The organism is Pseudomonas izuensis (assembly GCF_002356535.2).
Lineage (GTDB): Bacteria > Pseudomonadota > Gammaproteobacteria > Pseudomonadales > Pseudomonadaceae > Aquipseudomonas > Aquipseudomonas izuensis.
Genome location: NZ_AP017423.2, coordinates 5,261,561 through 5,273,701 on the forward strand (window position 1 = coordinate 5,261,561; position 12,141 = coordinate 5,273,701).

At 61.4% G+C, this 12,141-nt stretch carries 7 protein-coding genes and 1 pseudogene; 2 read left to right on the top strand and 6 right to left on the bottom strand.

Translation table 11 applies throughout. From position 1 onward, the window contains the following. Positions 1 to 54 precede the first annotated feature (54 nt). The 6 genes and pseudogenes from relA to LAB08_RS23390 form a co-directional block, all read right to left on the bottom strand. Complete coding sequence (gene relA, locus LAB08_RS23365; protein WP_096509496.1) at positions 55 to 2,298, bottom strand: GTP diphosphokinase; 2,244 nt, start codon at positions 2,296 to 2,298, stop codon at positions 55 to 57. A 123-nt stretch (positions 2,299 to 2,421) separates the two neighbouring features. Further along, the gene (gene rlmD / locus LAB08_RS23370; protein WP_096509495.1) at positions 2,422 to 3,774 is read right to left on the bottom strand and encodes a 23S rRNA (uracil(1939)-C(5))-methyltransferase RlmD; all 1,353 of its coding nucleotides are present in this window, start codon (positions 3,772 to 3,774) and stop codon (positions 2,422 to 2,424) included. Then, the gene (gene cysM / locus LAB08_RS23375; RefSeq protein ID WP_096509494.1) at positions 3,774 to 4,676 is read right to left on the bottom strand and encodes a cysteine synthase CysM; all 903 of its coding nucleotides are present in this window, start codon (positions 4,674 to 4,676) and stop codon (positions 3,774 to 3,776) included. The genes rlmD and cysM overlap by 1 nt, the downstream gene beginning before the upstream one ends. 108 nt (positions 4,677 to 4,784) lie before the next feature. After that, positions 4,785 to 5,637 (bottom strand): annotated as a pseudogene (locus LAB08_RS23380) (PDDEXK nuclease domain-containing protein). Between the two features lie 183 nt (positions 5,638 to 5,820). Then, complete coding sequence (locus tag LAB08_RS23385) at positions 5,821 to 7,242, bottom strand: sensor histidine kinase (protein WP_096509493.1); 1,422 nt, start codon at positions 7,240 to 7,242, stop codon at positions 5,821 to 5,823. Then, on the bottom strand, positions 7,232 to 7,951 hold the full coding sequence (locus tag LAB08_RS23390) for a response regulator transcription factor (protein WP_096509492.1): 720 nt from the start codon (positions 7,949 to 7,951) through the stop codon (positions 7,232 to 7,234). Before LAB08_RS23390 ends, LAB08_RS23385 begins: the two co-directional genes overlap by 11 nt. Before the next feature lie 215 nt (positions 7,952 to 8,166). Between LAB08_RS23390 and LAB08_RS23395 the strand changes: the two genes are divergently transcribed. Further along, positions 8,167 to 10,920, top strand: coding sequence for a response regulator (locus LAB08_RS23395; protein ID WP_096509491.1), 2,754 nt, complete (start codon positions 8,167 to 8,169; stop codon positions 10,918 to 10,920). Between the two features lie 178 nt (positions 10,921 to 11,098). After that, on the top strand, positions 11,099 to 12,091 hold the full coding sequence (locus LAB08_RS23400; protein WP_096509490.1) for a 2-hydroxyacid dehydrogenase: 993 nt from the start codon (positions 11,099 to 11,101) through the stop codon (positions 12,089 to 12,091). Positions 12,092 to 12,141: the final 50 nt, after the last annotated feature.

Sequence of the window (12,141 nt, forward strand, 5' to 3'; positions counted from 1 at the left end):
ATGTCGACTGGAGTATCGCATTCGCGAGCAGGCTCGCTCCCACATTGGCCATCTTCAAGGCGTTCGGTTACGCCGCGTTTCGATGATGTTCGGCAATTGGGAAATCCGTCCCAGCAACCGCCCCAGTGCATCCAGCCCCGGAATCTCGATGGTCAGGGACATCAACGCCGTGTTGTCTTCCTTGTTCGAGCGGGTGTTGACCGCCAGCACGTTGATCCGCTCATTGAGCAGCACCTGGGAAACGTCACGCAGCAGCCCCGAACGGTCGTAGGCACGAATGACGATGTCCACCGGATAGGTGAGCACCGGCACCGGCCCCCAGCTGACCTGGATGATCCGCTCCGGCTCGCGTCCGGCCAGTTGCAGCACCGAGGCGCAATCCTGGCGATGAATACTCACGCCGCGGCCCTGAGTGATGTAACCGACAATCGCATCCCCCGGCAGCGGCTGGCAGCAGCCCGCCATCTGGGTCATCAGGTTGCCGACGCCCTGGATCTGGATGTCGCCGCGCTTGCCCGGTTTGTAGCCGGTGGCCTTGCGTGGAATCAGTTCCAGCTGTTCGTTGCCGCGTTCCGGCTCGACCAGTTGCTGCGCCAGGTTGACCAGTTGCGCCAGGCGCAAGTCGCCGGCACCGAGCGCGGCAAACATGTCCTCGGCGGTTTTCATGTTGGCCTTGTCGGCCAGCTTGTCGAAATCCACCGCCGGCAGGCCGAGGCGATTGAGCTCACGTTCAAGCAGGGTTTTACCGGCGGCGACGTTCTGATCGCGCGCCTGCAACTTGAACCAGTGAACAATCTTCGCCCGCGCCCGCGAAGTAGTAACGTAACCCAGGTTCGGGTTCAGCCAGTCGCGACTCGGGGTGCCGTGCTTGCTGGTGATGATCTCGACCTGTTCACCGGTTTGCAGGCTGTAGTTGAGCGGCACGATGCGCCCGTTGATCTTGGCGCCACGGCAGTTGTGACCGATTTCGGTGTGCACGCGGTAGGCGAAATCCAGCGGCGTCGCGCCCTTCGGCAGGTCGATGGCATGACCGTCCGGGGTGAAGATGTAGACGCGATCAGGCTCGATATCGACCCGCAGCTGTTCCGCCAGGCCACCGATATCGCCCAGCTCTTCGTGCCATTCGAGGACCTGACGCAGCCAGGAGATTTTCTCTTCGTAGTGATTGGAGCCGGATTTGACGTCGGTGCCCTTGTAGCGCCAGTGCGCACAAACGCCAAGCTCTGCCTCTTCGTGCATCGCATGGGTACGGATCTGCACTTCCAGCACCTTGCCCTCGGGCCCGATCACCGCAGTGTGCAGCGAGCGGTAGCCGTTTTCCTTGGGGTTGGCGATGTAGTCGTCGAACTCTTTCGGGATGTGTCGCCACAAGGTGTGGACGATGCCGAGCGCGGTGTAGCAGTCGCGCATTTCCGGCACCAGTACACGAACGGCGCGCACGTCGTAGATCTGGCTGAACTCCAGACCCTTGCGCTGCATTTTGCGCCAGATCGAATAGATGTGTTTGGCCCGGCCGCTGATGTCGGCGTCGACGCCGGTGGCCTGCAACTCGTTTTTCAGCTGGCTCATCACGTCGCTGATGAAGCGCTCGCGATCCAGTCGCCGCTCGTGGAGCAATTTGGCGATCTGCTTGTACTGGTCAGGCTCCAGGTAACGGAAGGACAAATCCTCCAGCTCCCACTTGATGTGACCGATACCCAGACGGTGAGCGAGCGGCGCGTAGATGTCGAACACTTCGCGGGCCACGCGGTTGCGCTTTTCGTCATCGGCGGTTTTCACCGCACGAATTGCGCAGGTGCGTTCGGCCAGTTTGATCAGGGCGACGCGAACGTCGTCGACCATGGCCACCAGCATCTTGCGCAGGTTTTCCACCTGCCCCTGGGTGCCCATCACCATGGATTTACGCGGGCTCAGGCTGTCACTGATCGCCGCCATGCGTTGCACGCCGTCGATAAGCTTGGCCACCACGGGACCGAAGCGCTGACTGACCGCCGGTAGCGGGATCTGGCCTTCGCGAACACCCCGGTACAGGACCGCGGCGACCAGCGAATCCTGATCCAGCTTGAGGTCGGCGAGAATCTCGGCGATTTCAAGGCCGGTGCGGAAACTCGAATTGCCTTCTGACCACAAATTCTGCGCCGCATTGGCTTGTTGCTCAGCCTCGCGAGCGTACTCGCAGGCTTCTTTCAAGGCTTCGCGATCCAGTGCCAGATCGACACTGACCGCATGATCGAGCCAAGCCTCGAGATTGATACTGCCGTCGGTGTTGATCGGCTGGTGTGCTCTCACCTGTACCATCTTGCTTACCTTCCCTACGACGCAGATTCAATGCGTCAGAATCGCTGACCTTCGTTGCCCATGAGCCCACGTCGGGCTGGTGCGTGGCTGCACGGGCGGGCCAGTCGGACCAGACGAGCCTTCCTAGCTCGCTTCAAATAACGCCATGGCCTCGACATGTGCCGTTTGAGGAAACATATCGAGAATCCCGGCACGTTTTAACCGGTAGCCCTGCTTGATCAATTCGACCGTGTCGCGCGCCAGAGTTGCCGGGTTGCACGACACATACACCAACCGTTCGGCGCCCAGGGACTTGAGCTTGCGCACCACCTCGAAAGCACCGTCACGCGGTGGGTCCAAGAGTACCGCAGAAAAGCCTTCGCGCGCCCATTCGGCATCAGCCAGAGGCTGGGATAAATCGGCCTGAAAAAACTGCGCATTATTCAGATTGTTGCTGACAGCGTTCGCGGCTGCCCGCTCGACCATCACCTGCACACCTTCCACCGCCACCACCTCGCGAACGACCTGCGCCAGCGGCAAGGCAAAGTTACCCAAACCGCAGAACAGATCGAGCACTCGCTCATCCGCCGTCGGCTTCAACCATTCCAGAGCCTGGGCCACCATGGCTTCGTTGACCCCGGCGTTGACCTGGACGAAATCCCCAGGCCGATACGCCAACTCCAGGTTCCACTGTTCCAAACGATAGCCCAAGGATTGACCGGCCTCGACCGGCTGCGGTTCACCGTCGCCGTGCAGCCACAACTGGGCTTCATGGAACGCGCAGAAATCCTTGAGGATCGTCAGGTCGGCCTCGGACAGCGGCGCCATGTGCCGCAGCAAAACCGCCAACGATGAACCGCTGAACAACTCCACATGCCCAAGTGCCTGGGGTTTGCTCAAGCGCCGCAACATCTCCGGCAAGCGGGTCATGATCGGTTGCAAGGGCTGTACCAGCACCAGGCATTCATCGATCGCGACGATGTCCTGGCTGCCGGCGGCGCGGAAACCGACTTCGAGTTTCTTCGCCTTCATGTCCCAGCGCACCGCCACTCGGGCGCGACGGCGGTAAGCGAATTCCGGACCGCTCAAGGGCGTGGCCCATTCTTCGGGCTCGACACCGGCGACCCTGGTCAATTGCTCGGCGAGCATGCGCTGTTTCAGGGCGAGCTGTTCGCTGTGAGGCAGATGTTGCACGCTGCAGCCACCGCAGCGGCCGGCATGGGCGCACGGCGCCGGGCGGCGCAGTTCGCTGGCCTTGAACACCCGCTCGGTACGCGCCTCGACCACTTTACCGTGGGCACCGAGCACACGCGCCTCGACTTCCTCACCGGCCAATGCGCCGATGACGAACCAGGTGCGACCTTCGAAAAACGCGATACCGCGACCGTCATTGGCCAGGCGCTCGATGGTCAGGCGCTGCTTTTTGCCGGTCGGGACTTGCGGGGCCTTGCTGCCGCCTGTGGGCTGGAAGCGCAGGCCTCTCTCATGCTTGGCCATCAGTTGGGCGCGTCGAAAATGCCGGTCGACAGGTAACGGTCGCCACGGTCGCAGATGATCGCGACGATCACCGCGTTTTCAACTTCTTTGGACAGACGCAACATGGCTGCCACGGCACCACCCGACGACACGCCGCAGAAAATACCTTCCTCGCGGGCCAGACGACGGGTCACGTCCTCGGCTTCGCTTTGCGCCATGTCGACAATGCGATCAACGCGATCGGCCTGGTAGATCTTCGGCAGGTATTCCTGGGGCCAGCGACGGATACCCGGAATCGCCGAGCCTTCCATGGGTTGCAGACCGATGATCTGCACGTTCTCGTTCTGCTCTTTCAAGTAGCGCGAGACGCCCATGATGGTGCCGGTGGTGCCCATGGAGCTGACGAAATGGGTGATGGTGCCTTCGGTCTGGCGCCAGATTTCCGGGCCGGTGCCGGTGTAATGCGCCTCGGGGTTATCACCATTGGCGAACTGGTCCAGCACCTTGCCGCGACCTTCCGCTTCCATGCGCTGGGCAAGGTCACGGGCGCCTTCCATGCCTTGCTCCTGGGTGACCAGAATCAGCTCGGCACCGTAGGCGGTCATGGCGGCTTTGCGTTCGGCACTGGAGTTGTCCGGCATGATCAGGATCATCTTGTAACCCTTGATCGCGGCGGCCATGGCCAGCGCAATCCCGGTATTACCCGAAGTTGCTTCGATCAGCGTATCGCCGGCGTGGATCTGCCCGCGCAACTCGGCGCGAGTGATCATCGACAGCGCCGGACGGTCCTTGACCGAACCCGCCGGGTTATTCCCTTCGAGCTTGAGCAAAAGGGTATTGCTGGTTTCGCCGGGCAGGCGCTGCAAACGGACCAGCGGAGTGTTGCCGACGCAATCGGCGATGGTTGGGTACTGCAAGGTCATGGCGTATTCGCAATCCAGACTGCGGGGGCGACTATCATACCGGCAAACCTTGGAAGGCCATATCACGCAAAGTGTGGTGCTTATGGTTTATGGGAATAAGCGGATCATTCAGCCCTCTTCTGTTTGTGCGACATTCAAGGCATAGAACTCATGCAGCTTGGCCTGCAACAACTGTTTGTCCGGCAGTTGGACCTGATACTCCGCGATCAGCGCGGGCGACAGGCTGCGGTTAAGGGCGTACTCGACGACTTCGTCATCCTTGCTGGCACAGAGCAAGACACCGATAGCAGGGTTTTCATGAGGTTTGCGTTCTTCGCGATCCAAAGCTTCCAGATAGAAGCCCAACTTGCCCAGATACTCCGGTTCAAAACGCCCGACCTTGAGCTCGATGGCCACCAGGCAGTTGAGACCCCGATGAAAGAACAGCAAATCCAGCGCAAAATCACGCCCGCCGATTTGAATCGGGTATTGGGAGCCGACAAAGCAGAAATCGCGGCCCAGTTCGCTCAAACAGCGCCGCCTTGAACTGGCGCTCCAGCTCCCGCTTGGACCATTTCTCCTGAACGGCCATTCGCAGATAGAACTCGCGTTCTTCCGGCCGTTTGCATTGGCCGAAGATGATCAAATTGTGTGACCAGGATAATTGTCGCGCCAGTGGTGCGACTTTTAATTCGGTGCGGTAGGTCTCATAGAACTGGCGCATGCGGAACAGGTTCGACCGAGTAAAACCACGCAGCCCCGGTTGATTCTGGGCCAGATGCTCGGCCAATTGACCAACCACGGAATCACCCCATTCGGCTTTCTCCAGCTTGCGGCTGATATAAGCCCCCACCTGCCAGTACAACTCTATCAACTGGGTATTGACCGCCTGCAGGGCCTGTCGTCTGGCACGTTGAATCAGGGCAAGCACTTCATTGAAGCGGTCGTCGGTTGTACTGCAGGGCACCTGGGATGCGGTCATGCATGACTCCTTGGACATGAGTAAAAGCGTGAGCTTAAACCTCCAAGGACGCTTGAAATGACCGGTGATACCCTTTGGGAAAAGTCGTACAGAATCTCGGGAACGCTCTGGCAAATTCACAGTGTTCGTTGTTGGGAGGGCCTATTAGAGAGCAGGCTCGCTCCTACATTTAATCCTGGTTGTTCACATCATCTGTGGTCGGCACTGACTCACTGTGGGAGCGAGCCTGCTCGCGATGGCGTCGTCATTGTCACCGCCATCATCCGCCACCAACCGCATATTCATCCGCAACCCCGCCCCAGTGTTCTGCGCCCAAAGCCTCCCGCCCTGCCGCTGCACCGCATTCCTGGCAATGCTCAACCCCAACCCAAACCCGCCATCCCCCGGTCGCGAACCATCGAGGCGGGTAAACGGCAGGAAGATCCGCTCCAGATCCGCTTCCGCGACACCACCACCCTGATCCTCCAGCCACAGATGCCAATAGTTGCCGTCACGTCGCCCACCTAGCGTGACCACGCCGCCCTCGGGGGAATGGCGAATCGCATTGCGCAGCATGTTTTCCAGCGCCTGAGCCAGCGTATTGAGGTGACCACGCACCCAGCAGGACGAGTCCACCGAGCACTGCAATTGCCCTCCCGGCCAGCAGCTTTCATAGCAGGCGTTTTCCGTGAGCATCTCCCACAGTGCCTGGACCTGGATCGCTTCGTCGGGCAAGCGGGTGCGCTCGGTGTCGAGCCAGGCCAGTTGCAGGGTGTCTTCCACCAGCCGCTGCATGCCGTCGACTTCGCGGCCGATACGTTCGCGCAAGGCGTCCAACCCTTGCTCGCTTTCACTGGCGACTCGCAGGCGACTCAGCGGCGTGCGCAATTCGTGGGACAGGTCGCGCAGCAATTGCTGCTGCAAGGCCACGGTACTTTGCAGGCGTTCGGCCATGTGATCGAACGCCCTGCCCAACTCGCCCAACTCATCCGAACGATTGGTGGCACGACTCGACAACCGGACATTCAATTGATCGGCGCGCCAGGCATTGGCCTGTTCGCGCAAGGTGTTGAGCGGGATCACCAGCAAGCGATATAGGCCGACGCACAGCAATAAGGTGAACAGTCCCGGAATCACGCCGTTGGTGATCACGCGCCAGAACACCCGATAGTGCCCGGGCACAAAACGTTCGGGCAGTTCGATCACCAGGCTGCCGGCAGAGGGGTCGCGGGGAAATGGCACGCGCATCCAGGGCCGGCCTTTCTTGTGGATGGGCCAATCCAGGCCGCGCAGGAAGGTCAGGTGCTCGATTTCCTTTTCCGTCAGCGGTTGGCTGCTCAAGGATTGCAAATCCCCGCCGATGACACCGACCCAACTCTTTTCGCGCTGCTGCATGCTTTGCAGCCAGCGATCGACGCCCTCGCGCTGGTGCTGCCGCCATGCCCGGTCGGCTTCGGCGGCATAGCGCGTCAGGGTGCCGCGAGCCTCATCCGACAGGAACTGGTTGCGCTCTTCCATGTAGCGGCCCCAGGACCAGCTCAACCAGATCATCAGCAGACAGAACGCCACCAGCAGACAGGCCAGCTTCCAGAACAGCGAGTGCCGCCCCGGCAACTTACAGTTCATCGCCGGCACTCAGGATGTAGCCCTTGCCCCACACCGTGCGCACTTCGCGTTCGGTGTAGCCGATGGCCTTGAGCTTGCGACGGATCTGGCTGATGTGCATGTCCAGGCTGCGGTCATGGGCCGCGTAGCCTCGTTGCAGCACATGCTGATAAAGGAAGGCCTTGCTCAAGACTTCATCGCCGTTGCGGTTCAGGGTTTCCAGCAACCGGTATTCACTGCGGGTCAGGCCAGCAGCTAGTTCGCCGTAGAACACCTCGAACAGTTCATCGTCGAAACGCAGGCTGTCCGCCACCGGGACCATCGCGGACGGTGTCGGCCGACGGTCCAGTGCAACCCGGCGCAGTATCGCTTCGATGCGCACTCGCAATTCGACCATGCTGAAAGGCTTGGGCAGGTAATCATCGGCCCCCAGGCGAAAACCGCTGACGCGATCCGCCTCGGCACCCAGCGCCGACATCAGCAACACCGGCGTGGAATGACTCTGGCGCAGTTGAGTCAGCACCGAGAGCCCATCCAGGCCGGGGAGCAGAATGTCCATCAGCACCACGTCGAAAGGTTGCTGAAGTGCAGCGTCCAGTCCTTCCCGGCCGTTCTGGCACCAGGTCACCTGAAAGCCGCTACGGCCCAGATGCTCGTGAACATAGGCACCGAGTACGAGGTCGTCTTCGATGGAGAGGATACGGGGATGGCCGGACGTGATGGGAGTCATGAGTATCTGCAAATAATTCTCAGTTGATAATTATTCAAGATTGCGCCGCACAGGGCAACCCACGGCTTTGCCTCGCACTCAAAAGTGCCGAGCCGACCGATGAATGACGACGTCAATTTTACGAGGATTGACCGCCTGCAAATCGCTACACTGCCCAGGTGACGCGTGCCGGACGCACGTGCGGGTCTATAAATAGCTGGATGCGGGAGAGAGGCGTGCTCAAGAACCTGGGAATTAAAGGCCGCGTGCTGTTGCTGACCCTGTTGCCAACCAGCCTGATGGCATTGGTGCTGGGGGGCTATTTTACCTGGATGCAGCAATCCGACCTGCAAGCCCAACTCATGCAGCGCGGCGAGATGATCGCCGAGCAACTGGCGCCGCTGGTGGCACCGGCCATGGGGCACAGAAACACCGAGTTGCTGGAGCGAATTGCCACCGAATCCCTGGAACAACCGGACGTGCGTGCCGTGACCTTCCTCGCGCCTGACCGCACGCCGCTGGCCCATGCCGGTCCCATCATGCTCAATCAGGCTCCCATGGGCGAGGGATCGCAGATGTTGCGCCGCAGTGGCAGTGATGCGACCCGTTATTTGCTGCCCGTGTTCGGCAAACACCGCAACCTGGCCGGTGACGTGATTCCCGATGAAGCCGACCGCCTGCTGGGCTGGGTCGAACTCGAACTGTCCCACAACGGCATGCTGCTGCGCGGCTACCGCAGCCTGTTTGCCAGCCTGATGATGATCGCTGCGGGCCTTGGGGGAGCGGCGCTGTTGGCATTGCGCATGGGGCGCACGATCAATCGACCCTTGAGCCAGATCAAGCAAGCCGTGGCCCAGCTCAAGGACGGTCATCTGGAAACCCGCCTGCCGCCCCTCGGCAGCCAGGAGCTGGATGAGCTGGCGTCCGGCATCAACCGCATGGCCGGCACCCTGCAGAACGCCCGGGAAGAATTGCAGCACAGCATCGACCAGGCCACCGAAGACGTGCGCCAGAACCTGGAAACCATCGAGATCCAGAACATCGAGCTCGATCTGGCGCGCAAGGAAGCCCTGGAGGCGAGCCGGATCAAGTCCGAGTTCCTCGCCAACATGAGCCATGAAATCCGCACGCCGCTCAACGGCATTCTCGGTTTTACCCACCTGCTGCAAAAAAGCGAGCTGACCCCGCGCCAGCTCGACTACCTGGGCACCATCGAAAAATCCGCCGACAGCCTGTTGGGGATCATCAATGAAATCCTCGACTTCTCGAAAATCGAGGCCGGCAAACTGGTGCTCGACCATATTCCGTTCAACCTGCGCGACCTGCTGCAGGACACGCTGACCATCCTCGCCCCCGCCGCCCACGCCAAGCAGTTGGAGCTGGTGAGCCTGGTTTACCGCGACACGCCGCTGTCGCTGGTGGGCGATCCGCTGCGCCTCAAACAGATTCTCACCAACCTGGTCAGCAACGCGATCAAGTTCACCCGCGAAGGCACCATCGTTGCCCGCGCCATGCTGGAAGATGAAAACGAAGACAGTGTGCAACTGCGCATCAGCATTCAGGACACCGGCATCGGCTTGTCGAACCAGGACGTGCGGGCGTTGTTCCAGGCGTTCAGTCAGGCCGACAACTCGCTGTCCCGACAGCCCGGTGGCACGGGCCTGGGGCTGGTGATTTCCAAGCGGTTGATCGAACAAATGGGCGGCGAAATCGGCGTCGACAGTACGCCGGGCGAAGGTTCGGAATTCTGGATCAGCCTGAGCCTGCCGAAAACCCGCGACGACGCCGAAGACTTGCCCGGCCCGCCGTTGTCCGGTCGCCGCGTGGCGGTGCTGGAAAATCACGAGCTGGCCCGCCAGGCGCTACAGCATCAACTGGAAGATTGCGGTCTGGCCGTCACCCCGTTCACTAACCTGGAAAGCCTGACCAACGGCGTGACCGTCGCGCATCAGACTGACCAGGCAATCGACCTGGCGGTACTGGGCGTCACCAGCAACGACATGCCGCCGGAGCGCCTCAACCAGTACATCTGGGACCTCGAACACCTGGGTTGCAAAGTATTGGTGCTGTGCCCGACCACGGAACAGACGCTGTTCCACCTCTCGGTGCCCAACCCTCACAGTCAGCTCCAGGCCAAACCGGCCTGCACCCGCAAGCTGCGGCGGGCGCTTTCCGATCTGGTCAACCCGCGCCAGACCCGCAGCGAACCCGGTGAACCGGTCTCCAGCCGCGCACCGAAAGTGCTGTGCGTCGACGACAACCCGGCCAACCTGCTGCTGGTGCAGACCCTGCTCGAAGACATGGGGGCCAAAGTGCTGGCAGTGGAAAGCGGATACGCCGCCGTCAGGGCCGTTCAGGTCGAGACGTTCGATCTGGTGCTGATGGACGTGCAGATGCCCGGCATGGACGGACGCCAGAGCACCGAGGCAATCCGCCAGTGGGAAAGCGAGCGGCATTGCACACCCTTGCCGATCGTCGCCCTCACCGCCCACGCCATGGCCAACGAGAAACGTGCGCTGCTGCAAAGCGGCATGGACGACTACCTGACCAAACCGATCAGCGAGCGGCAACTGGCACAAGTGGTGTTGAAGTGGAGTGGCCTGGCGCTGCGCAACCAGAGCCCGGAACGCTCCGGCGACAGCCACGGCGGCGCCTATGAGCTGCAGGTGCTGGATCACGAAGAAGGTTTGCGCCTGGCCGCCGGCAAGGCCGATCTGGCTGCGGACATGCTCGCCATGCTGCTGGCATCGCTGGAAGCAGACCGCGAAGCCATCCGCCAGGCGCAGGAAAGCCACGACCACAATGCGCTGATCGAACGGGTTCACCGCCTGCATGGCGCCACCCGTTATTGCGGCGTACCGCAACTGCGCGCGGCCTGCCAGCGCAGCGAAACCCTGCTCAAGCAAAAGGACCCGAAGGCCTTTGGCGCCCTCGAAGAACTCGACCGCGCGATCAACCGACTGGCCGCCCAGGCGCGTATCAATGCCTGACGCAGCGCAATTGGACTGTGAATCCTGAACGCTAAACTAATCGCACCCCTTGTAGGAGCTGGCTTGCCAGCGAAGGCAAACTTGAGAACAACGCAAAATTTGAGGCCGCCTTCGCTGGCAAGCCAGCTCCTACAGGATCGGGGTAGGCAGCAAAACGTGAGTTTTCCAGGAGGACAGCATGCGCACGATTCTTTTCAGCAGCCAGACCTACGACCGCGACAGTTTCCTCGCCGCCGACCTGCCGGCCGGTATCGAATTGCACTTTCAAGCAGCGCGACTGAGCCTCGATACGGCGGCGCTGGCCGAGCATCACGAGGTGGTCTGCGCCTTCATCAATGACGACCTCGGCGCCCCGGTGCTCGAACGCCTGGCGGCCGGCGGCACACGCCTGATCGCCCTGCGCTCGGCCGGTTACAACCATGTCGACCTGGCAGCGGCGAAACGCCTGGGAATGGCGATTGTGCGTGTACCGGCCTATTCGCCCCATGCCGTGGCCGAGCACGCGGTGGCGCTGATCCTGGCGCTGAACCGCCGTTTGCACCGCGCCTACAACCGTACCCGCGAAGGCGATTTCAGCCTGCACGGGCTGACCGGTTTCGACTTGGCAGGCAAGACCGTCGGCGTGGTCGGCACCGGGCAGATCGGCGCAACCTTTGCCAGGATCATGCACGGGTTCGGCTGCCAACTGCTGGCCTACGACCCATACCCCAACCCACAGGTTGAAGCCTTGGGGGCCCGCTACCTGGGCTTGCCGCAACTGCTGGCCGAATCGCAGATCATCAGCCTGCATTGCCCGCTCAACGAACAGAGCAAGCATTTGATCAATCGCGAATCGCTGGCGCACATGCAACCGGGTGCGATGCTGATCAATACCGGCCGCGGCGGCCTGGTGGACACGCCTGCGCTGATCGACGCATTGAAGGAGGGCCGGCTGGGTTATCTGGGGCTGGACGTCTACGAAGAGGAGGCGCAGTTGTTCTTCGAGGACCGTTCCGACTTGCCTTTGCAAGACGATGTACTGGCGCGGCTACTGACCTTCCCCAACGTGATCGTCACCGCGCACCAGGCTTTCCTGACCCGCGAAGCCCTGGGCGCGATAGCCGCGACCACCTTGGACAATATCGCGGCCTGGAGGGCGGGCAAGCCCGAGAATCGTGTCGAGGGCGACTGAACCTGATCGAAGGTCATCTGCCCGCGCCATGCTGCGCGTATGCCCGTGCT

Bases quoted from the DNA above. Each gene is read 5' to 3' on its own strand.
- relA (WP_096509496.1), bottom strand. From the start codon at position 2,298: ATGGTACAGGTGAGAGCACACCAGCCGATCAACACCGACGGCAGTATC.
- cysM (WP_096509494.1), bottom strand. From the start codon at position 4,676: ATGACCTTGCAGTACCCAACCATCGCCGATTGCGTCGGCAACACTCCG.
- LAB08_RS23390 (WP_096509492.1), bottom strand. From the start codon at position 7,951: ATGACTCCCATCACGTCCGGCCATCCCCGTATCCTCTCCATCGAAGAC.
- LAB08_RS23400 (WP_096509490.1), top strand. From the start codon at position 11,099: ATGCGCACGATTCTTTTCAGCAGCCAGACCTACGACCGCGACAGTTTC.
- rlmD (WP_096509495.1), bottom strand. From the start codon at position 3,774: ATGGCCAAGCATGAGAGAGGCCTGCGCTTCCAGCCCACAGGCGGCAGC.
- LAB08_RS23385 (WP_096509493.1), bottom strand. From the start codon at position 7,242: ATGAACTGTAAGTTGCCGGGGCGGCACTCGCTGTTCTGGAAGCTGGCC.